This is a genomic window from Falsiroseomonas sp. HW251, assembly GCF_050563545.1.
Taxonomy (GTDB): domain Bacteria; phylum Pseudomonadota; class Alphaproteobacteria; order Acetobacterales; family Acetobacteraceae; genus Falsiroseomonas.
In genome coordinates, this window is sequence record NZ_JBNXUM010000002.1 from 224828 (window position 1) to 245137 (window position 20310).

The 20310-nt window shown below is 69.8% G+C and carries 18 protein-coding genes and 3 pseudogenes; 10 read left to right on the plus strand and 11 right to left on the minus strand.

Translation table 11 applies throughout. The annotated features are described in order from the left end of the window. The first annotated feature begins 152 nt into the window (after positions 1-152). From ACLF3M_RS02995 to ACLF3M_RS03015, 5 genes are all read left to right on the plus strand, one after another. On the plus strand, positions 153-1721 hold the full coding sequence (locus ACLF3M_RS02995; protein ID WP_430655356.1) for an ABC transporter substrate-binding protein: 1569 nt from the start codon (positions 153-155) through the stop codon (positions 1719-1721). 100 nt (positions 1722-1821) lie between these two features. Continuing rightward, a complete protein-coding gene (locus ACLF3M_RS03000; RefSeq protein ID WP_430655357.1) occupies positions 1822-2829 on the plus strand; it encodes an ABC transporter permease in 1008 nt (335 codons plus the stop codon). After that, positions 2829-3647 (plus strand): ABC transporter permease, encoded by an 819-nt coding sequence (locus ACLF3M_RS03005; protein ID WP_430655358.1) that lies wholly within the window; start codon positions 2829-2831, stop codon positions 3645-3647. Before ACLF3M_RS03000 ends, ACLF3M_RS03005 begins: the two co-directional genes overlap by 1 nt. Then, a complete protein-coding gene (locus tag ACLF3M_RS03010) occupies positions 3644-4033 on the plus strand; it encodes a VOC family protein (protein ID WP_430655359.1) in 390 nt (129 codons plus the stop codon). The genes ACLF3M_RS03005 and ACLF3M_RS03010 overlap by 4 nt, the downstream gene beginning before the upstream one ends. Beyond that, positions 4030-5784: an SUMF1/EgtB/PvdO family nonheme iron enzyme gene (locus ACLF3M_RS03015; protein WP_430655360.1), complete on the plus strand. Its 1755-nt coding sequence runs from the start codon at positions 4030-4032 to the stop codon at positions 5782-5784. The genes ACLF3M_RS03010 and ACLF3M_RS03015 overlap by 4 nt, the downstream gene beginning before the upstream one ends. Positions 5785-5896: 112 nt before the next feature. Here ACLF3M_RS03015 and ACLF3M_RS03020 read toward each other — a convergent pair whose 3' ends face one another. Next, positions 5897-6781, minus strand: coding sequence for a LysR family transcriptional regulator (locus ACLF3M_RS03020; RefSeq protein WP_430655361.1), 885 nt, complete (start codon positions 6779-6781; stop codon positions 5897-5899). Positions 6782-6896: 115 nt separating this feature from the next. On the opposite strand from ACLF3M_RS03020, the gene ACLF3M_RS03025 reads away from it, so the two are divergent. Then, a complete protein-coding gene (locus ACLF3M_RS03025; RefSeq protein ID WP_430655362.1) occupies positions 6897-7754 on the plus strand; it encodes a VOC family protein in 858 nt (285 codons plus the stop codon). On the opposite strand, the gene ACLF3M_RS03030 is transcribed toward ACLF3M_RS03025, so the two are convergent. The 5 genes from ACLF3M_RS03030 to ACLF3M_RS03050 all read right to left on the minus strand — a co-directional run bounded on the left by ACLF3M_RS03030 (position 7755) and on the right by ACLF3M_RS03050 (position 12158). Beyond that, the gene (locus ACLF3M_RS03030) at positions 7755-8567 is read right to left on the minus strand and encodes an ABC transporter permease (RefSeq protein WP_430655363.1); all 813 of its coding nucleotides are present in this window, start codon (positions 8565-8567) and stop codon (positions 7755-7757) included. Continuing rightward, positions 8567-9388, minus strand: a complete 822-nt coding sequence (locus ACLF3M_RS03035) for an ABC transporter permease (protein WP_430655364.1) — start codon at positions 9386-9388, stop codon at positions 8567-8569. Before ACLF3M_RS03035 ends, ACLF3M_RS03030 begins: the two co-directional genes overlap by 1 nt. A gap of 186 nt (positions 9389-9574) precedes the next feature. Next, entirely contained in the window at positions 9575-10720 is a 1146-nt protein-coding gene (locus ACLF3M_RS03040; RefSeq protein WP_430655365.1) for an extracellular solute-binding protein, read from the minus strand. 33 nt (positions 10721-10753) lie between these two features. Beyond that, a complete protein-coding gene (locus ACLF3M_RS03045; protein ID WP_430655366.1) occupies positions 10754-11782 on the minus strand; it encodes an ABC transporter ATP-binding protein in 1029 nt (342 codons plus the stop codon). 61 nt (positions 11783-11843) lie between these two features. Continuing rightward, positions 11844-12158, minus strand: coding sequence for a DoxX family protein (locus ACLF3M_RS03050; protein ID WP_430655367.1), 315 nt, complete (start codon positions 12156-12158; stop codon positions 11844-11846). Positions 12159-12419: 261 nt separating this feature from the next. Between ACLF3M_RS03050 and ACLF3M_RS03055 the strand changes: the two genes are divergently transcribed. Together ACLF3M_RS03055 and ACLF3M_RS03060 are read left to right on the plus strand one after the other, a co-directional pair. After that, positions 12420-13382, plus strand: coding sequence for a Bug family tripartite tricarboxylate transporter substrate binding protein (locus ACLF3M_RS03055; protein ID WP_430655368.1), 963 nt, complete (start codon positions 12420-12422; stop codon positions 13380-13382). Between the two features lie 96 nt (positions 13383-13478). Then, positions 13479-13631 carry a hypothetical protein gene (locus ACLF3M_RS03060; RefSeq protein WP_430655369.1) on the plus strand — a complete coding sequence of 51 codons (153 nt, stop codon included), beginning with the start codon at positions 13479-13481 and terminating at the stop codon, positions 13629-13631. An 18-nt stretch (positions 13632-13649) separates the two neighbouring features. On the opposite strand, the pseudogene ACLF3M_RS03065 reads toward ACLF3M_RS03060, so the two are convergent. After that, positions 13650-13832, minus strand: a pseudogene (locus ACLF3M_RS03065) (recombinase family protein); the annotation flags it as partial. 102 nt (positions 13833-13934) lie between these two features. Between ACLF3M_RS03065 and ACLF3M_RS03070 the strand changes: the two are divergent. Beyond that, positions 13935-14141: pseudogene (locus ACLF3M_RS03070) on the plus strand (transposase); the annotation flags it as partial. Positions 14142-14243: 102 nt separating this feature from the next. Here the strand turns inward: ACLF3M_RS03070 and ACLF3M_RS03075 are convergent. The 3 genes and pseudogenes from ACLF3M_RS03075 to ACLF3M_RS03085 form a co-directional block, all read right to left on the minus strand. Then, positions 14244-14420 (minus strand): annotated as a pseudogene (locus ACLF3M_RS03075) (ATP-binding protein); the annotation flags it as partial. Continuing rightward, entirely contained in the window at positions 14390-15508 is a 1119-nt protein-coding gene (locus tag ACLF3M_RS03080; RefSeq protein ID WP_430655370.1) for a hypothetical protein, read from the minus strand. The pseudogene ACLF3M_RS03075 and the gene ACLF3M_RS03080, both read right to left, overlap by 31 nt. Positions 15509-15793: 285 nt before the next feature. Further along, a complete protein-coding gene (locus tag ACLF3M_RS03085) occupies positions 15794-15946 on the minus strand; it encodes a hypothetical protein (protein WP_430655371.1) in 153 nt (50 codons plus the stop codon). A 488-nt stretch (positions 15947-16434) separates the two neighbouring features. Here ACLF3M_RS03085 and ACLF3M_RS03090 point away from each other — a divergent pair, with 488 nt between their 5' ends. Further along, positions 16435-17895 carry a M10 family metallopeptidase C-terminal domain-containing protein gene (locus ACLF3M_RS03090; protein WP_430655372.1) on the plus strand — a complete coding sequence of 487 codons (1461 nt, stop codon included), beginning with the start codon at positions 16435-16437 and terminating at the stop codon, positions 17893-17895. 74 nt (positions 17896-17969) lie between these two features. On the opposite strand, the gene ACLF3M_RS03095 is transcribed toward ACLF3M_RS03090, so the two are convergent. After that, on the minus strand, positions 17970-20309 hold the full coding sequence (locus tag ACLF3M_RS03095; RefSeq protein ID WP_430655373.1) for a Calx-beta domain-containing protein: 2340 nt from the start codon (positions 20307-20309) through the stop codon (positions 17970-17972). Between the last annotated feature and the right edge of the window lies 1 nt (position 20310).

Consider the following 20310-nt stretch of genomic DNA (forward strand, 5'->3'; position numbering starts at 1 on the left):
CGAGAGGCGCGCGCGCGTTCGCCGTCATACACGCCCCCCACACCCTGCCCTCTCCCCCCTGCGGGTGGAGAGGATTCTTCGTCGCCTGCCCACTGCCTTGACCCCCGCTCCACCCCATCGCTAGCCTCCCCGCGGCGATCAGGAGAAAAGCGATGAAGCTCGGCAGGCGGCAGGCGGGTTCCCTGCTCGCGGCGGCGGCGCTGCCCGCGCCCGCCTTCGCGCAATCCGCGCGCGAGATCCGCGCCCGCACGCTGGTCGTCGGCGTGCCCTCCGACCCCGCGGGCCTCGAGCCCGGGTCCAACCGCGCCGAGCCCATCGGCAGCGAGATCATCCTCAACGTCTTCGACACGCTGGTGGCGTGGAAGCCGCCGGCCTTCGACGCGCTGGAAGGAAGGCTCGCGGCATCCTGGACCGTCTCGCCCGACGGCAAGGTCTTCGACTTCGCGCTGCGGCCCAACGTGAAGTTCCACGACGGCACCGCGCTGGACGCCGAGGCCGTGAAGTTCTCGCTGGAGCGCACGGCGCGCACGAATCCCTTCATGCGCGCGAGCTTCGATCCCATCGCCAGCATCGAGGCCACGGGCCCGCTCGCGGTGCGCATCACGCTGAAGGAGACGATGCCCGTCTTCCTCTCGCTGCTGGCCCAGCCCCAGGCCGCGATCGTCAGCCCCGCCGCGGTGCAGCGTTTCGGCGATACCTTCAACGTCAACCCCGTCGGCACCGGCCCCTTTCGCTTCCGCTCCTACCGCGCCGACACGGAAGTCGTGCTGGAAGCGAACCCCGATTATTTCCGAGGCGCGCCGCGGACGCCGCGCATCCTGTACCGCATCATCCCCGACGCCTCGACGCGGCGGCTCGAGCTGGAAAACGGCGGGCTCGACATCGTGCACCAATCCGGCCAGCTCGCCGCGATCCCGACGCAGGACGTGCGCGCGCTGCGCAACAACGCCGATGTCGAGATCATCGAGGTCCCGAGCCAGATCATCCGCCAGCTCGAATTCAACAACAGCATGACGAGCGGGCCGATCGCCGATCTCCGCGTCCGCCGCGCCATCACCCATGCCATCGACTATGACGGGCTGCTGAACGGCGTCTTCGGCGGCACCGCGGATCGCGTCTACGGCCCGCTGACCTCCAATTCCTGGGCCTTCGACCCCCGCATGCGCGACACCGCGCCGAAATTCGACCAGGCGCTGGCGCGCCGCCTGCTAGCCGAGGCCGGCGTGCAGCCCGGGCAGCTCAAGCTGACCATGTATTCCTTCCAGGGCCCGCTCTGGGGCGCGGTCGCGACCTTCGTGCAGGCGAACCTCGCCGCGGTCGGAATCGAGACCACCATCGCGCAGACCGAGTTCCCCGCGCTGCGCGCCCTGCATGTCGCAGGACGGCACGAGATCATGCTGGATGGCCGCCAGCCCTGGTACAACGACCCCGACGCGCACATCACCATCGGCTATCTCTCGACGCTCGCCGACAGCGCGATGACCTTCCGCATGCCGAAGGACGAGGCGCTGGACAGCCTGATCCTTCGCGCCCAGACCGAGGTCGATTTCGACCGCCGCAAGCAGCTCTATTTCCAGGTCCAGGAGGAGATCGTGAAGCGCGCCCCCGCGGCCTGGCTGTTCAGCCCCAAGCTCATCGTCTTCCGCCGCAAGGGCGTGCAGGGCCTGGTCGTGAACAGCGCGCCGCCGCTGAACGAGTACTGGTCCGTGACCAAGGCGTGAGGTTCACACAGAAGCCCTCTCCCCCCGTCGTGCGAATGCACGCCTTCGGCGCGACGGGGAGCGGGTTGGCTGAGGGGGGCGTGCAGGACAGGCCCACCCCATGATCCGCTTCATCGCCCAGCGCCTGCTCGCCACCCTCCCCGTCCTTCTTCTCGTCCTCGCTATCGTCTTCGCCCTGTCGCGCGCCATCCCCGGCGACCCCGCGACGACGCTGCTCGGCCCCGGCGCAACCCGGCAGCAGATCGAGGCCTTGCGCGCGCAACTCCATCTCGACGGCCCCGCGCCGATCCAGTTCCTGTCGTATGTGACGGGCGTCCTGCAGGGCGACCTCGGCCGCTCCCTCAAGACCGGGGCGCCCGTGCTGAACGAGGTCCTCCTCCGCCTCCCCGCCACGCTCGAGCTCGCCATCGCCGCGACGTTCGTCGCGATCCTTGTCGGCATCCCCGTCGGCGTGCTGACCGCCGTCCGCGCCAACACCGTCCTCGACCACGTCGTCCGCGTGGTCTCATTGGCCGGCGTTTCGATGCCGGCCTTCCTGCTCGCCGTCGTGCTGCAGCTGGTCTTCGGCATCTGGCTGGGCTGGCTGCCGATCTCCGGCCGCGCGAGCCCGATGTTCTACGACGAGCCCGTCACAGGCTTCGCCGTCCTCGACCAGGCCCTGGCCGGCGACATCGAAGCCGTCGGCGACGCGCTCCGCCACCTCGCCCTGCCGACCGCTGTCCTGGCCGCCTTCCTCGCCGCGACGCTGGCGCGCTTCGTCCGCAACTCGATGCTCGAAGCACTGCAGGAGGACTACATCCGCACCGCGCGATCGAAGGGCCTGCCGGAGCGGGCGGTCGTCTTCGTCCATGCGCTGCGCAACGCGCTGCTGCCCGCGGTCACCATCCTCGGCCTGAAGTTCGCCGAGCTTCTCGGGGGCGCGATCCTGACCGAAACCGTCTTCGCCTGGCCCGGCATCGGCCGCTGGATGTTCGAGGCGATCCGCAACCGCGACTACCCCGTGATCCAGGGCGCGACGCTGGTCTTCGCCGCGCTGTTCATGCTGGTCTCGCTCGGCGTGGACCTGCTGCACGGCGTGCTGGACCCGCGCGTCAGGCGTCGCCTCTGATGCATTTCCTGCGGCACAATCCGCTGGCTGCACTGGGCGCGCTGATCCTGCTGGCGGTGCTGCTGGCCGTCACCATCGGCCCTGTCTTCACCGTCTCCCCCATCGCGATCGACATGCAAGCCGCGCTGCGCCCGCCCTCGCTCGCGCACCCCTTCGGCACCGACTTCTTCGGCCGCGACGTGCTGGCCCGCGTGCTGCACGGCGGCCAGGCCACGCTGACGATCGGCATCGGCGTCGTCGCGCTCGCCTTCCTCGCCGGCACGACCTTTGGACTGATCGCGGGCTTCGCCGGTGGCTGGCCGGACCTGGTGATGATGCGGGTGGTGGACGCGCTGCTGTCCTTCCCGTCCCTCGTGCTCGCCATCGCGCTCGCCGCCGCGCTCGGCCCGAGCCTGACGAATGCGATGCTGGCCGTCGCCGTCGCGCTCGCGCCGCAATTCGCGCGGCTCGCCCGCGCGCAGGCGCTTTCCATCTCCGTGCTGCCCTATGTCGAGGCCGCGGTCGCCGCGGGCAGCACGCCCGGCGCAATCATCCGCCGCCATGTCCTGCCCAACGGCATCGGGCCGCTGCTGGTGCAGGCCTCGCTCGCCGTCGGCAGCGCGATCCTGCAGACCGCCGGGCTCGGATTCCTGGGCCTCGGCGCGCAGCCGCCGGCGCCGGAATGGGGCGCGGATGTCGCGGCCAACCTGCAATACCTGCGCGAGACGCCCTGGCCTGCTTTGGCGCCGGGCCTCGCCATCCTGGCGACGGTGATCGGCTTCAACCTGATCGGCGATGCGCTGGGCGACTGGTTCGACCCCCGGAGACGCAGCGAATGACGATGCAAGCGGACTACGCCATCACCTTCTTCTACTACGACGACCTCGCCCCGATCGCGCGCTTCTACGAGGAAACGCTCGGCTTCGAGCTCGTCGTGGACCAGGGCATGGCGCGCATCTACCGCGTGGGCCGGTCGTATTTCGGCATCGTGGACGGCAACAAGGGGCACCTGAAGACCACGCCGAAATCCGCCGCCCTCTTCTGCATGGTCACCGACGACGTCGAGGGCTGGCACGCCAGGCTCTCTGCCGCCGGCGTCCCCAACCTGACCGAGATCCGCAGCGCCACCTGGTGCGACAGGTTCTTCTTCTTCGAAGACCCCGCGGGCTACGCGCTGCAGGTCCAGCACTTCCGCAAGCCCGAGGTCGCGGCGCTCTTCACATGACGCTCGCCGCGCTGCTGCAGGACTGCGCGGCGACGATCCTCTACGGCACGCGCACCCTCGCCGATGGCTGCATCCCCGCGCTGGTGGATTTCAGCCTGGAGGACAAGGCCGCGAAGGGCCTGCGGCGTCTCCGTGACTCCACGCCGCGCACGCCGCAATTCTTCACCGCGCTGGAGCTCGCGCAGGACGTGCCGGTCCTGCTGCTGGTCGGCGAGGCCGGGTCCGGCAAGACGGTCCTCGCACGCCGCCTGGCGCTGCATCTTGCCGGCGAGGCGCTGGGCGATGCGCGCTTCAACCTCGGCACCCTCGCCTCCGACGTCCCGCGCGACGAGGCCGGCACGACGATGCGCGAGGAATGGAAGACCGCCATCCTCCCGCATCTGCTGGACGCGCCCGTCACGATGCTGCCCGACGACGGCCTGCTCATCGTCGACCGGGCCGAGCGTCTCGGCGACGGCGGCCCTGCGCTGCTCGCCGCGCTGGCGGCTCAAGGCCGCCGCGCCCTGCTGCTCGGCGACGCCGAGGCGTGCGGCGCCTGGCCGATCCCGCTCGGCGTGCGACGCCACCGCCTGCTCCCGCCGCTGCCCGCGCAGCGCGAGGCCTTCGGGAAGCGCCCCGGCCTGCCCGCCAATCCCGGCCTGATGTCCCTCGCGCTGTCCCACGCCGCGCTGCCCGATCCCGCCGCGGCCTTCACTGCGATTCGGCTCGGCACCGATGCCTTCCCGCGCTTCGCCGCCGAACGTGCCACCGCGCTGCATCTCGCGACGCTGCCCGCCGACCGCGTCGCGCGCCTCGCCGCCGATCCGCGCTGGCATGGCGCCATCCGTCACATGCGGGATGCGACGGTCGCGCAGGCCCTCGTCGCGACCGGCCGCAGCGACCTGATGGTGCTGGCCGCCGACATCGCGAGCGCGCCCGCCGAGGCGCTTGCCCGCGCCATCGCGCGCGACGACCTGCCGTTGCCCGCGAGGCTGCGGGCGGGCCGGCACCTCGCTCGCGCCGGGGATCCGCGCGACCTCGCGGAACTCGTCGCCGTGCCGGGCGGGACCTTCACCATGGGCTCAGCGCTGCACCCGAATTCCGCGCCGCCGCACCAGGTCACGCTCGCGCCCTTCCGCGTCGGGCGCTTTCCCGTGGTCAACGCGCTCTACGCCGGCTTCGTGGACGCGACCGGCCGCGCCTGGCATTCGGCGGACGGACGCGATCCCGCCATGGCGAACGCGCCCGCGACCGACCTCTCCTGGCACGACGCCCGCGCCTTCTGCGCCTGGATCACCCCGCTCTGGCGCGCTGAAGGCCGTATCGCCGCGCAGGAGACCGTCCGCCTGCCCACCGAGCCCGAATGGGAACACGCCGCGCGCGGCGGCCAGCCCGCCTCCGACTCGCAGGTCTATCCCTGGTCCGGCCCCTGGGCTCCGCTGCGCTGCAATTCCGAGGAAGCCGGCGTCAACGACCGCTGCGCCGTCGGCCTGTTCCCGGCGGGCCGCTCGCCCTTTGGTGCCGACGACATGGCGGGCCAAGTCTGGGAATGGTGCACGACCAACTGGGGCGAGGACATGGCCACGTCATCCTTCCGCTACCCCTACGCCGATGACGGGCGCGAGGACCCGGATGCCGCACCGATCATCCGCCGCGTGCTGCGCGGCGGCTGCTTCTCCTCCGGCGCGGAGAAGGCGAACTGCACCTATCGCGGCAGCCTCGAGCCCGCGGGTTCCTGGCGCGGCAACGGCTTCCGCGTCGCCGTCAGCTAGACCCGCACTGCCCTGACTGTGGTCAGGGCATGTGGGTCCAGCTTTCTCCGGCCCGGCGATTCACGCTCGTCGTATGCCCGCCTGCGGCGTGCACACTCAGAGCGATCGCGGGCTAACCCGCGCGCTTCAGCCGCGCCGCCATCCGGGGCGCGAAGAAATCGATGAAGGCGCGGACATGCGGCAGGCGCCGCAGCGCCTCGCCCGTCACCAGGAAGGCGCCGGCGTCGAGCTCGGGCGGCGGCGGGAAGAGCTGGATCAGCTCGTCCTCCAGAAAACCGCAGGGCAGCCAGCCGATGCCCACACCGGCGCGGATCGCCTCGAGGATGCCGAGGCCGCTGCTCGCGCGATGCGCGATGCGCGCGCCCGGTGCGCGGGCGGCGAGCCAGGCATTGTAGGGCCGGCTGTCGATGTAGCCGCTGCCGCGGATGATGGCGTGCCGCCCGATCTCCTCCACGCTGGCCGGCACGCCATGCGCCTTCGCATAGGCCTCGCTGCAGAACAGGCCCATGCGCAGCGTGCCGAGCCTACGCACCACCAGGCCCGGCTCCTCCGGCGCGCTGCCGAAGCGGATGCCGATCTCGGCCTCGCCGCGGGCGATGTCGAGCCGCTCCTCGGTGGTCAGCAGCTCGACCTGCACGTTGGGATGCGCGCGGTGGAAATCCGGCAGGTCCGGCAGTACCCAGAAGCTCGCGGCCATGTCGATGGTGGTGATGCGCAGCGTGCCGGTCGCGCCGCGGTTCAGCGCGGCCGCCGCATCCGCCACGGCGGCGGCCGCGCGCTCCATCGCCTCGGCGGCCGGCAGCAGGGCCTGGGCGGCCGGCGTGGTCCGGTACCCGTCCTGCCGGCGCTCGAAAAGCGCTTGGCCCAGCGCCTCCTCCAGCGCCGCGACGCGGCGCGCCGCGGTGGCCTGGCCGATGCCCAGCGCCTTCGCCGCCGCCAATGTCGAGCCCCGCCGCGCCACCGCGAGGAAGACCCTCAGATCGTCCCAGTCGAACACGGCGCCATTCTTCAATTCCGGTGAACCGCTCCGCAAGAGTGGTTCTCACGGTGGAAGGCTTGCGGGCGCTAGGTCCGTGGCCACGCGGTGCCGGCCGCGAGGAGGATATCGAGCCATGAGGAACGACGAGCAGGTCACGATCGCCTATGCCGCGGTGGAGGTGCGCCGCCCGGATCGCTGGCGGGATTTCGTGGACGCGATCACCGGCGGCGACGCGCGGGTGGACTGGAACGCCGCGCGCCGCAGCCGCGCGCTGCGCGTCACGGAAGGCCCGCGCGACGACCTGGTCGCGCTCGGACTGGCCTGGCAGGACGAGGCCGCGTATCGCGACGCGCTGGCGCGCATCGCCGCGACCGGCGCCATGCTGGAGACAATCGAGGCCGAGGGCGCCGCGCGCGCCATTCGCTGCGCCGATCCCGCGGGCAACGTGCTGGACCTGCTGCTGGCCGAAGTGACGGAGCCCGGCGACGGCTCCTGGCCGATCGGGCATGTCGCGCTGGCCAGCCCGTCGCCCGAGCCGCTCGTGGATTTCTACGAGGCCGCGATCGGCCTGCGACTGAACGAGCGGATGCGCGGTCGCGTCGGGCCGCTCGACCTGCGCGGCGGCTTCCTCGGCTCGCCGGCGCGGCACCACTGCCTGGCGGTGCTGAACGTGCCGGGACGGCGGCGCCTGCACCACATCGAGTTCGAGGCGCCGGAGGTGGCCGACGTCGTGGGGATGCGCGCGCGGGCGAAGGCGGCGAAGGTGCCGATCAGCCTCGAGCTCGGCCGGCATGCGCTGCCGGACGGCACGGTTTCGTTCTACGCGCACACGCCGTCCGGCTTCGAAATCGAGGTCGGCGCCGGCATGGGCGCGGGCGTCGAGGGCCCGGCGCCGGAAGGCCCGATGCCGAGCGTCTGGGGCCATGAGCTGACGCTGCCGGCGCGCTTGCGCGTGATGGGCGCGCTGGCGCTGCAGAAGGCAGGGCTCTGACTATTTCCCGACCTTCGCCAGGACGTCGGCGCGCAGGAAGCGCTCGACCAGCAGCATGAAGAGCACGCTCGGCACCAGCAGGATCAGCGCGGTGATCGCGGCGATCTGCATGTTGCCGCCGGAGGCCGCGCTGAACAGCAGCAGCGGCAGGGTGCGGACCTCCGGTGCGCCGACGAAATAGGTCGCGGTGAACTCGTCGAGCGATTCCAGGAAGACGAAGATGGCGCTCGCCGCGATGCCCGGCGCGGCCAGCGGCAGCGTCACCGTGCGGAAGGCCGTGAACCCCGAGGCGCCGATGTTGCGCGCCGCGAGTTCGAGGTCGTCGTCGACCGCGGCGAAGGCCGCCGTCGCGATCCAGATCGAATAGACCAGGCCGTGCGCGGCATGCACCAGCACGACGCCCGGCACCGTGCCGTTGAGGTTGAAGGCGAAGAAGATGCGCGCGACGTTGATGTAGACCGGCAGGTTCGGGAAGGCCTGCGGCAGCAGGAACACCAGCAGGATCGCTGCGCGCCAATGCAGCCTGGCCTTGGCCAGCGCCCAGGCCGCGGGGATCGAGACCGCGAGGCACAGCAGCGTGGTCAGGCTCGCCACCCAGATGGACAGCCACAGGCTCTCCATCGCCTGGCCCTGGGGGCGGAAGACGCGTTCCCAGAAGCGGAAGCCGTACTGGCTGGGCAGGCGGTTCGGCCAGAACCAGGATTCCGCGACGGACCAGAGGACCAGGTTCACCACGGGGCCGAAGACGAAGAAGGCAAACAGCACGAGCAGGACCGCGCGCGGCAGCCACCAGAGTGCGGAATCGCGCGCCATCATCGCGCGGCCTCGCGCGCCGATTGCCGCAGCCAGGCCCAGGCGACGATCCCGCTCGCGACGCAGGCAACGAGGCCGAGCGCGTTCGCCGTCCCGTAGTCGCCGAGCGAGTTGATCCGCCAGGCCATCGCCACCGTCAGCATCGTCGGCGACTGCCCGCTGATCATCAGCGGCACGGACAGCACCGACATCATCGTCACGAAGCTCAGCACCAGCGCGACCATCACGTTCCGCGCGACCTGCGGCAGCACGATGCCGAGAAGAATGCGCATGCGCCCCGCGCCCATGTTCTGCGCGGCCTCGATCCCCGCGCGGTCGAGCGCGGCCATCGCACCGGCGACCAGCAGCGTCGCGAAGGGCAGCTGCTTCCAGACGAAGGTGATGACGATGCCGCGCCAGTCCAGGAAGCTCTGCGCCCATTCCTGCGGCATCAGGCCGATCCAGACGAGCGTGTTGTTCATCAGCCCGTTCTGCCCGATGAAGCCGCGCATCGCCTGCGCCGCGACGATGAAGGGGATGAAGAGCGGCCAGCGATACATCGCGGACAGGATCCGCACCGCCGTCCTGTTCCGCCCGAGCGTGAGGTAGCCGCCGATCGCGACCGCGCCGATCCCAATCAGCGCGGTGGAGGCCGCGACGATGACCAGCGTGAAGAGCAGGTCGGTGCGATAGAGCCCGAAGGCGCGGCCGAGGTTGTCGAAGGTCGGGCCGCCCGGTCCCTCGAAGGCGCCGGCAACGGAGAATCCGAGCGGGAGGACGAAGAAGGCGCCGACGACGAGGAGCGCGGGGGCGAGGAGGAGGTAGGGGAAGAGGCGGGTCACGCGCGCTTCCCTGCCCCGCCCATGCGCCTCCCTCCCCTGCTTGCGGGGGAGGGATGGGGTGGGGGTGCGAGGATCAAGGGCGCGCTCAACGAAGCACCCCCTCCCTGACCATCCCCCGCTTGCGGGGGAGGGAACCGCTGCTGCGAGGAAGGAACGTCACTGCGACAGCGCGCGCCGAACGGCGACCTAGTTCAACACCACCCGCTCATACGCCTCCTGGATCGCGCGCATGAATTCCGCCTGTGGCATCGGCCTCGCCCCGCGGCTCAACTGATCAGGCCCGACATCCCGGAACAGCCGGTCCCAGGTCGCCTGGTCCAGGTGCTGGCGGACATATTGCGCATCGATGCCGGGCAGCCAGTTGAAACGCTTCACGATGCCTTCGGCCTGCACCTGCGGGCTGGTCGCGAGCTCGATGAAGCGGCGCGCGACATCCGCATTCGCGGCGCGCGACGGGATCACGTAGTACATGGGCTGCCCGGGCAGCCCGGTCTCCGGCAGCACCAGGCGCAGGCTCGGCGAAAGACGACCCTCCGCCTGCCAAGTGTAGAACATGTCCATCCACACCGGGCCCATGTCGATCTCGCCGCGGTTCAGCGCGTCCAGCGTGCCGGCATTGCCGCCGGTGATGGTGACGTTGCGATTGAACTCGCGCAGCCGCTGCAGTGCCGGCGTCAGGGCGGCGATGGCTTCCGCGTCATACGGCCCCTCGATCAGGCGGCGCTGGTCGGGCCCGAAGGCATAGGCCCAGCCGAAGACGAAGCCGACGCCGGACATGCCGCCGCGGATGCCGTTGTAGCCGAAGCGGCGCGGGTTGGCCTTCGCCCAGTCCTCGAGCGCCGCGAAGCTCTGCGGCGGGTTCTGCACGCGGGCGGGGTTGTAGGCGATCGCGACCTGGCTGTTGAACATCGGCATGACGAAGCCGTCCACGTTCTGGCCCAGCGCGTTGCGCGTCACCGCGGCGGTCGTCAGGTTCCCGGTCTGCGCCTGGTCGCGGTAGCGGGACAGCAGCCCCTCCCGCACCATCTGGCCGGCCATCGCCTGGTGCACCACCGCGACATCCACGTCCACGGACTGGCTGTTGGCGCGCCGCTGCGCCTCCAGCCGTTCCCAGATGCGCTGGCTGCCGGCATCGCCCGGCCCGGTGCCGATCGCGCGCACCGTGACGCCCGGGTTCTGCCGCTGGAAGAGCGGGCCGAGATAGTCCGTGATGTAGTCCACCATGTTCTGGTCGCCGGCGGTCAGCACGTTGAGCGTAACCCGCTGCTGCGCGCCGGCGGGCAGCGCCGCGGCGATGGCGGCGGAAGCGAGGAGAAGAGCGCGACGGTTCATGGATACCTCCCTCTGGTTCATCCGGGCGCGGTGTTATCCGGCCTCGGCGTAGGCGACGTGACGTTCGGGTGACGGTCCCGTGTCGGCGAAGCGATGCGCCGCGGCCTCGGGGATGCCGAGCCGCACGGCGGCACCGGCTTCCAGCCGCTGAGGCACATCCACCAGCGCCTCGGCGCCGGCGGCGCGGACCGTGGCGCGCCAGCGCCCGCCGGCATAGGCGCAGAAGGCGACGACGCCGTCGAAGACCGGCCCGTCCAGCGCTTCGCCGGGCGCCAGCACGCGCGCTTCCTCAGGCCTGAACATCACGACGCCGCCGCCGAACGGCAGGCGGTTCGTGGCGCCGAGGAAATCCGCGACATAGGCGTTGGCCGGCCGGTGCCACAGCTCCTCCGGCGGGCCAGCCTGCGCGATGCGGCCTTCCTCCAGCACCACGATCCGGTCGGCGAGGATCATCGCCTCCTCCCGGTCATGGGTGACGTGGATCGCGGTGATCCCCAGGGATTGCTGCAGCACGCGCAGCTCGTGCCGCACACCTTCCCGCACGCGCGCATCGAGGTTCGACATGGGCTCGTCGAGCAGCAGGATCTCGGGGTCCACCGCCAGCGCGCGGCCCATCGCGACGCGCTGGCGCTGCCCACCCGACAGCTGCGCCGGCAACCGCGCGCCGAGCCCTTCCAGCCGCAGCAGCCGCAGCATCTCCTCGACCCGCGCGGTAATCCGTGCGCGATCCCAGCCGCGCACGGCGAGCCCATACCCGATCGTCTTCGCGACGCTCATATGCGGCCACAGCGCATAGGACTGGAACACCATCGCCGCGCCGCGCTTCTCCGGCGGCGCGTGGGTAATGTCCCGCCCGCCGGCCATGATCCGCCCGGCGCTCGGCTGCACGAAGCCCGCGATGGCGCGCAGCAGCGTCGTCTTGCCGCAGCCCGAGGGCCCGAGCAGCGCCACGAACTCCCCGGCGCCGACCGCCAGCGAGACCTCGTGCAGCACCTGCGTGCGTCCGTAGGAGACGGCGAGCCTCTCGATCCCGAGCGGCACGCCGCGTGGTTGCGCTTCCATCCCGGCGGGGAGGCTAGTCCTGCCTGCCCCCGGCGGGAAGCCGCCCAGGGAAGCGGGCAGGTCAGGCCGCGCGCAGCACCAGCAGTGCGAGCACCGCAAGCACCACCGGGTATTCCAGCCGCAGCCACGCGCGGTCGCGCAGCAGGGTCGCGATCACGCCGGCCAGCACCGCGAGCGCGAGCGCCGCGCCCCGCGCGCGCCAGGACGGGAAGAGCAGCATCACCGCCGCCGCGGCCTCCACGACGCCGACGGCGATGCGCAGCGAGGACGGGTAGCCCCAGCGCGCGAATTCGGCGCGGACGAAGCGCGGCGCGCGCAGGTTCAGCACAGCGGCAATCGCCATCGCCCCCGCCAGGATCAGTGCGACCGCCTTCATGCCGGCCGCCTTGGCGGGAAGGGGGCGGCGCGGCGGGGCTTGGGCATTGACGACTCCGGATCGGCGACGGCGCGGAGGACAGGGCGCGGCGGCGTACCATCCATCCCGATCCCGCGCGAGGGGGCCGGCGCGGGGCAAGCGCTGGCCCGGAGCGGCAGTGACGAAGGAGTTCCATGTCGCGCACGGGCGACTATTGGGAACATCCATTCTATCGGCCGAAGCCATCTTGCAGGTCGACGGAAAATCCTTCTATGACCCGCCATGCCCAGCCCCACGCGCCGCGCGCTGCTCGCCGCCGCCCTCGCCCTGCCCGCGACCGCCCGCGCGTCGCTGCCCACCCGCCCGGTCCGCTGGATCGTCGGCTTCCCGCCCGGCGCCGGGCCCGACCTGCTGACCCGCCTCCTCGTGCCGCTGCTGCAACCCGCCCTCGGCCAGCCCATCGTGGTGGAGAACCGTCCGGGCGCCGCCGGCAACCTGGCCGCCGCCGCGCTCGCCCGCGCCGCGCCGGACGGCACCACCTTCGGCACGCTCTTCGCCGCGAACCTCGCGGTGAACCGCCATCTCTACGCCACGCTCGGCTACGACCCCGCGCGCGACTTCACGCTGGTCTCCGAATTCGCGCGCTTCCCCGGGGTGATCCTGGCGCATCCCTCGGTGCCGGCCAGCAACCTGGCCCAGCTCGGCGACTGGATTCGCGCCCAGCCGCGCCCGCCGCTCTGGGCCACCGGCGGCGCCGGCGTCATCCCGCATCTCGCGACGGAGCTGCTGCTCCGCCGCCTGGAGGCGAATGCCGAGCTGATCCATTATCGCGGCAGCGCGGACGCGCTGCTCGACCTCGCCGCCGGCCGCGTGCCGGTCGCGGCGGATGGCTTCCCGACCGGGCTGCCGCTGGTGCGCGACGGGCGGGCCAAGGCGATCGCGATGACCGGCGCGGTGCGCTCGCCTCTCGCGCCCGGCCTGCCCGCCGTGGCCGAGACCCTGCCGGGCTTCGAGGCCGCATCCTGGATCGCCGCCGCCGCGCCGGCGGGCCTGCCGCGGGACCTCGCCGAGCGCGTCGAGGCGGCGGTCACCGCGGCCTGCGCCGATCCCGCGCTGCGCGAGCGCTTCGCCGGCCTCGGCGTCGAGCCGATCGGCGAGGGACCGCAGGCGCTCGCCGCCCGCGCCGCGGCCGAGGATGCACGCTGGGGCGAGGTGATCCGGGTCGCGGGGATACGGGTGGAGTGAGCGACCTGGGAGGCGCGCTGCCCCTCCCAGACCCGCCCCGCCAGGGGCCGACGGGCCCCCGTTCCTTCCTTGACTGACAGCCGGCCAGCGCATGCGATGCTCTCCGCGACGTGGCCGGGCAGGTCCGGCTGGGCGGTCGCCAGCATCCAGGCGAGGTGCCCCTCCACCGTGAACCCGGGCGGCTTCCGCGGCGGGCTCGGATGGACCAAGGACAATGTCGATATCGCCACGCCGCATCGCCGCCTGTAGCGCCTGGAACCCCGGCCGCTGGATGCTCGAGCCGAACAGCGCCGCGTCCTGGAAGGTGGCGAGCACCGTCCAGCCCTGCCGGTCGGCACGCTCGCGGCAGATGCGCAGCTGGTCCGCGATCGAGTGCTCCGACTGCCGGTCCGACGAGTAGCGGGCGCAAAGCGCAACGCGTGGCATGATGGTGCTTGACGGCCAACTCATCGTGACACCGCCGACTCGGCGCGGTGCGCGGCCTTACGGTGCTGGAGAATGGTCGCCTGGCTGCGCCGCAACGCGGCCGTCTGATTGGCCGATATGTAGCCCGTCGCCGTGACCATCGCGGTGGGCGCCAACGCCGACGGGCGACGCGAGGTGCTTGGCATGGCGGTCGGCAGCTCGCAGGCAGAGCCCTTCTGGCTAGATTTCCTGCGCACCCTCGAGCGCCGCGGCGTGGCCGGCGTGAAGCTGGTCGTCTCCGACGCCCATGAGAGCCTGAAGGCCGCGGTGACGAAGGTGCTGCGCGCGACCTGGCTGTCAATCAGCGTGGAAACGGGACCGCGGATCGGCGCCGGCAAGGGACCCGGTTCTGGTGTTCGGCCGCCAGCGCCGCGCTTGCACCGGTTGTGGTGGTGATCAGGCGCGGCTCTTGAAGCGCCAGCTCTCGTCGCCGGTCTCGACGATGTCGCAGTGGCGCGTCAGGCGGTCGAGCAGCGCCGTGGTCATCTTGTCGGCGCCGAATTCGCTGGCCCATTAGCCGAACGCCAAGTTGGTGGTGACGATCACCGAGGTCTGCTCGTAGAGGCGGCTGACCTATCGGCCCGGCCCGCGCGAGCGGGTGGCGCGCCAAGATGGCGTCCGCGGAGCGCCGCCAGAGGCACGGCGTCATCCGCCCGCAAGTATCCAGCATCGAGCTGCGTGGGGGCTGGCTCACGATCCCTTTGCCACCAGTAGCTGGGCCGCGGCGTGGTCCGAAAGAACCCCGCCATTTCGAGCGCCGCAATCTTGGAGGGGCTCGAAGCCAAGCAGCGGATGATGCCGACCCCTCGCGCGGCGAGGTTCGAAGCAGTCTCGGCGATGATCCAGTTCACCAGCGGCTGCGCGTGATCCGAAAGCTGGACGTGCACCAGGCAGGCATCAAGGCCAGCGGCGGACGGCTCAATCTGGGACAAGGTGAAGCCGACCGGCTCTTCGCCGAGGAAGAAAACGAGGCCGACCGCTTGCGCAAGCCAGCGCGGCATTCCGGCTATCCAGTCCGCGTCAGCCTGTTCGATAAGCTCGACCAGCCCGTCCTGAGCTCCGCGCAAAACGGGTAGCGGCGTTCCAGGCGTCCATTCGACAACGTGGGCGGCCTCATGCGGCCTGATGGGTCGCTTCGGCCATCGGTACGGGATCTTACCGGGAACAAGTCTGGCCAGCGGTTCCTGCGCCGGCCACCATTTGCGCAGTGCTGTCGCCGCGAAATCTCGCACCCGAAGTGGCAGTACGAGCTTCGTCACCTCCGGCAGCCTTGTCCATCGGAGTCGTGGCAGGATAGCCAATGTCGGTGGCGTGCCGCCAATCGAGAGCATCGGCTCGTCGCAGTCCATTAAGCGTTTCATTAAGAGCACCCCTACGCCGCGCGGGCGGTACTCTGGCAGGCAGAACCAGTCGCAGGGTTCGCGCACAAGCACCCGGCTTCCGTTGAGCAGGTAGGGCCGAAGATAGGAATCGAGTATCGCGACACAGCTGGTCCCATCGATCGCGACCCAGGTCTGGCCCAACGCCGCACGTTCGTAGTAGCGCCACCGTATCAGGTCGACGGCGTAGTCGGCGCTCCAGGTCTGGCCCCAGGCTTCGATCAGCAGACGCTCGAACCCCGGCCGAAGGTTCTCCTCCATGACTGTGACGCGGATTGTCACGGCCGCTTCCTCCAAGCACTTCGGCACCAACCGACCCAATTCTCTGCAAGCTTGCTCCGCCCGCAGCGTCAGCACTGTCTCGAATGATGCGTAGCGTCGAACAATGCGCGCCTGAGGTCGCCGAGAAAACGCGCGAAATCAGTAGGAGTGCAGCGGTAATACCAATGCGCACGCAGATCATCCCAAAGAGCCCTCCCACGAAGGAGTGTGGGCGTCGTCCGAAGCGGTCACGAGAAACGAGAAAGGCTGCGCAGTCCTGCGTAGTCTGTTGCAGCGGCAACGCCATCAGCCTGTCACCGCCAGGAGTTCGTCCGGACCACTGCCAAGGACCTGCGCGACGTCGCGGAAGCCCTGACCGGCAGGGCGGGCAGCCTTGACTTCCCGCAGCACATGGCCGGCGGGAAGGGCGCGTTCAGTGTCAGCGACGTCGCCCAGCACAATGCTTTGGCGTTCCTATGCCATGCCTCGCCAGCGGCTTGACGGTGCAGACCGGCTCGGAAAAGCGGCTCTGTCATCCAGGGTCGGCGCGTAGTCTGGCCGTCCTTCACATCGGGGCTCGGTGAGAAGGGGTTGGCCGCTCTCCCTACGCGCGGCGTACATCAACCTAAAGTAGAGAAGCCTCTGCCACTCTTTGCCGCGCGGCAGTGCCTGCCGCAACGCAGCGGCTTCGATTACACCCAACGCGCGGTGGGCTCGGAGGGGCGCAGACCTGTTGCTGGCTCACACTGTTGCCGCACCGCCTTGGGGTTGAACAAAAAGTTGCATTAATTCTACTGCCGATGAGGGGAAAGTACGGCAACCCTATAAGCCGCACGCAACACCGCTGATACCACCGGAGGTTGATTCATAGAGGCCGTCAACAGCCGGCCATGGTGCAAAGATCACGATTTTCAGTGCAAAATAGCAACAATCACGGAGGAGTATCGATGACGAATATCATCAATCTGTCGTCTGCATACGGTTATACGCAATATCGAGTTTCCGGCTTAGAAGCCGGCACGATCGTGAACGCGGGCGACTCAACCTGGATTCACGATAACAACAGTGCTGACGGGCACAGCAATCCTTATCCGTTCGCGATCTACAAGGCGCCGGATGTCGTGCTCGATGGCGGCACGATCATGGGCAACATCGACCTGACGACCGATTGGCGCACCGTCTATGACTTCGGCAATGCGGCCGCTATCCGCACAGAAGACACGCCGAATGTCGTCATCCGCGACTGGCGCATCACCGATACCTGGGACGCCGTCCGCGTCTCCTGGAACAGCCCGAACTTCCTCATCGAACGTGTATGGGTCACCGACGCCCGCGACGATGCGGTGGAGAACGACCGCCTCCAGAGCGGTACGATACGCGACTGCCTGTTCGACGGCGTGTTTAGCGGCGTGAGCGTCGATCCAGACTCAGCCAATCCGGTCGACGGCCACAACAATACGGTGACGCTCGACGGCGTCCTGATGCGGATGAAGTCGTTCCTTTACGAGGGCGAGCTCACGCATTCCTCGATGATCAAGACCGACTCCGCGACGAATGGCGCGGTCACCCCCCACCTGCGCTTCATCAACACCGTCTTCGCGATCGAGGACGTTCAGCACCACAGCTACCGCAGCATGTTCGACGCCTGGGCTCACACGGTCGAGTCGCACGGCAACGTCTTCCTGAACCTTTCCGACACGCCGCTCCCCAGCGGCTATCCGACGCCGCCCGCGGGATGGACGATCCTGCAGGGCCAAGCCGCCCGCGACTACTGGCAGCAGGCGAAAACCGAGTGGATCGCCGAGCACCCCGGGATCGGCACCAGCACCGGCACCTCGTCGTCGGGCTCGACACCAACCGATCCCCCGCCGGTCACCCCTCCGCCAGGCGACACCACGCCGACAGATGTCACCGCCACCTTCTCGACCGCGAACTTCGCGGGCACGACCGGCAACGACACGGCCGTCGGCAACGCACTGGCCAACACGATCACGATGAAGAATGGGGACGATCTCGTGGCGGGTGGTGCCGGCGACGACACCATCGATGCGGGCAATGGCGCTGACACGGTCTCGGGTAATGCCGGCAAGGACGTCTTCGTCTTCGCCCGGGGCGGTGACATGGACGGGAACGGCAAGGTCGATCTCTTCACCGACTTCGAACACGGCGTGGACCGCTTCGACCTGAGGCCGATCGACGCGAACACGGCCGTGACCGGCGACCAGGCCTTCGCCTTCATCGGCGAGGCCGCGTTCAGCGCGGGCAAGCCGGGACAGCTCCGGGCTGCCTACGACTCCGCCAAGAATGTCACCGTCGTGCAACTGAGCACCGACAACGACGCGGGCACGGAGTATTTCTTCAACGTCGCCGGCAAGCACGCCTTCACGGCGGCCGACTTCATGCTCTGATTCCGGCACCCCGCCGGTTCTGAGAACCAAGAACCGATCCGTCGCCGGACTTCGGCGACGGATCGGCGCGCGATCTACGCAATCAGGCTGAACAGGTTCCCCGGGTCGATCTCGATGGTGCGCCCGTCCACCAGATGACTCTGCCCGTAATCCGCGACGTAGATGTGCGTCGCTCCGCTGCCGTCGCTTGCCGGCGCGAGCTCGATGTCCTTCACGCTTGCCCGAATTGAACCCGAGGCCGAGGTTGTATGCGTGTTCCGGTAGTCCTCCAGGATGGTGAGGACGCCTTCGGTGTTGCCGTGCCGATCCACGAGGAAGACGTCCGGGCCGAACCCGCCGCCGACCAGGAACAGGTTGTGCTGGGCATCGTAGGCGATCGCCTCCGGATCCAGGATGCGGGAGTCGGCGAAGGTGAAGGAGTCTACGAGCGAAGCCGTCCGGGTGGCAAGGTTGACCGCGACTTCCTGCACCGCGCGCGAGAGCCCGTTGACGATGAACAGGTGCCCCGTGGTGGGGTCGACCGCGACATCCTCCGGGTCGTCGGAGCCGAGGGGCCGCACGTCGAAGGACCACTGGCGTGCCGACGGATTGGCTGGATCGACGACGTTGATGACGTACTTGTCGTCGTCCGAGACGTACATCACGCCGCGCGTCGCATCGATCGCCAGGCCCGTCGGCTCCTTCGTGTAGTTCGGGGTAAAGCTCGCGGTCGGCGCGCCGCCGGCGAGGTTGAAGGCGTAGATGTCGGTCGGATTGAAGAGCGGGTCCTCATCGATCTCCGAGTCGGACAGCATCAGCTTGCCGGTCGTCGTGTTGTAGCCGAGCCCGGATGGGTCCGGGATGCCGTACTGCCACACGTCATTGATGGCGACCACGCTCGGCGCCGGGTCGGTGATGTCGGTCGATGCGACCGGGGCGACGATGGTCAGGGCCTGGCCAGTGCCGTCGATCTGCGCGGAGTCGATCCGGAGCGAGAAGTTCTCCTTCGGCTCGACCTGACTGTCATTCGCGACGTCGACCCCGACATAGGCGACGGTCTGGCCTGCGGCGATGCGGACCTGCGTGTTCGACACCGCCGTGAAGTCGCTGCCCGCGGTGGCGGTCCCGTTCACCGTGCTCACTGACAGGATCACATCCTGGTACCAGGCCTGGGACAGCGTCAGGGCGAAGAAGACCTTGCCCGCGTCCTCGGGTTGCGGGTCGGGTGAGAAGGTGGACACCGATGCGGCCGGTGCCGCCGAGAAGACGCGGAACTGATCGGCGGACAGGAGCGTGCCCGACGGGAAGGTAGCCAGCGTGATCGCCGCCTGCGCGCCGCTGCCATCCGGGTCCCACTTCAGGCTCGGGCTTGTCCCGGTCGTGAAGACGAACTGGCCATGGCCCGAGACCGTGGCCGACGGCCCGACCACGAAATAGGAGGGATCGAGCTGGCCGCTACGGAGGCCGGCGCCCTCGGTCAGCCGGAATGCGCCGGCGTAGATGCCGATCCGGTCTGCCGCCTCGAAATCGCCGACCACATCCGCGGGCCCGTCGTTGGACCCGAACACCAGGGTGTCCGCCCCGGCCCCGCCGCTCAGCGAATCCTTGCCGGGACCGCCGATCAGGACGTCGTCGCCCTCCAGCCCCAGCAGCGTGTCGTTGCCGGCCCCGCCGGAAAGGACGTTCGCGCCGGTGGTGCCGGTGATCTTGTTCGCAAGCTCGTTGCCCGCGCCGTTCAGATCCGCGGTCCCGCGCAGCTCCAGGCGTTCCACGAAGGCACCCAGCGACGTGCTGATCGTGCTGAGGACGTAGTCCGTTCCGCCGCTGTCGGTGCCGGACGTGCCGGCCTCGCTGACCACGTCGCCGGGATGGTCTACGACATAGATGTCGTTCCCCGCGCCCCCATACATGGTGTCCAGCCCGGCGCCCCCGTCGAGGCGGTCGTCACCGGCGCCGCCGTCGAGCAGGTCGTTTCCGGCGCGGCCATAAAGGCGGTCGTTCCCGCCGAGGCCGTAGATCGAATCGGGCCCGCCCGTTCCGACGAGGTCTTCGCCGTTGTCGGTCCCGGTGATGCCGCCGGGCGTGGCCAGCGCCGCCGTGCTGGTCAGCGTCCCCGTGTCGAGGGCGACGAAGTAGGCGAAGTCGAGCGTCGCGTAGGGATTCTCCGCATCAGGCTTGCCGTGCGGATTGGCCCGGAACGAGATATCGGGGCGCAGGAGATCGCTTCCGCCGTCCCTGCCGAGGGCAAGGCCGCGGCCTGCGCCCAGACGGCCAGGGCCGGCATACAAGCCGAGCCGCGCCGCCATCTCATCCGCGGACTCTAAAAGGTTGGCCCGGTTCAGGCCGAAATCGGCGTTGCCGGAAGCGCCACCGGTCGGGTCGGGCAGCAAACCGTTCGACGGGTCAGTCCCGGGGACAGTGCTCGTCTTGGCCATG

What these genes read in the sequence shown, in the direction of transcription:
- ACLF3M_RS02995 (WP_430655356.1), top strand. Translation starts at nt 153, where the DNA reads ATGAAGCTCGGCAGGCGGCAGGCGGGTTCCCTGCTCGCGGCGGCGGCG.
- ACLF3M_RS03000 (WP_430655357.1), top strand. Translation starts at nt 1,822, where the DNA reads ATGATCCGCTTCATCGCCCAGCGCCTGCTCGCCACCCTCCCCGTCCTT.
- ACLF3M_RS03005 (WP_430655358.1), top strand. Translation starts at nt 2,829, where the DNA reads ATGCATTTCCTGCGGCACAATCCGCTGGCTGCACTGGGCGCGCTGATC.
- ACLF3M_RS03010 (WP_430655359.1), top strand. Translation starts at nt 3,644, where the DNA reads ATGACGATGCAAGCGGACTACGCCATCACCTTCTTCTACTACGACGAC.
- ACLF3M_RS03015 (WP_430655360.1), top strand. Translation starts at nt 4,030, where the DNA reads ATGACGCTCGCCGCGCTGCTGCAGGACTGCGCGGCGACGATCCTCTAC.
- ACLF3M_RS03025 (WP_430655362.1), top strand. Translation starts at nt 6,897, where the DNA reads ATGAGGAACGACGAGCAGGTCACGATCGCCTATGCCGCGGTGGAGGTG.
- ACLF3M_RS03030 (WP_430655363.1), bottom strand. Translation starts at nt 8,567, where the DNA reads ATGGCGCGCGATTCCGCACTCTGGTGGCTGCCGCGCGCGGTCCTGCTC.
- ACLF3M_RS03040 (WP_430655365.1), bottom strand. Translation starts at nt 10,720, where the DNA reads ATGAACCGTCGCGCTCTTCTCCTCGCTTCCGCCGCCATCGCCGCGGCG.
- ACLF3M_RS03045 (WP_430655366.1), bottom strand. Translation starts at nt 11,782, where the DNA reads ATGGAAGCGCAACCACGCGGCGTGCCGCTCGGGATCGAGAGGCTCGCC.
- ACLF3M_RS03050 (WP_430655367.1), bottom strand. Translation starts at nt 12,158, where the DNA reads ATGAAGGCGGTCGCACTGATCCTGGCGGGGGCGATGGCGATTGCCGCT.
- ACLF3M_RS03055 (WP_430655368.1), top strand. Translation starts at nt 12,420, where the DNA reads ATGCCCAGCCCCACGCGCCGCGCGCTGCTCGCCGCCGCCCTCGCCCTG.
- ACLF3M_RS03060 (WP_430655369.1), top strand. Translation starts at nt 13,479, where the DNA reads ATGCTCTCCGCGACGTGGCCGGGCAGGTCCGGCTGGGCGGTCGCCAGC.
- ACLF3M_RS03090 (WP_430655372.1), top strand. Translation starts at nt 16,435, where the DNA reads ATGACGAATATCATCAATCTGTCGTCTGCATACGGTTATACGCAATAT.
- ACLF3M_RS03095 (WP_430655373.1), bottom strand. Translation starts at nt 20,309, where the DNA reads ATGGCCAAGACGAGCACTGTCCCCGGGACTGACCCGTCGAACGGTTTG.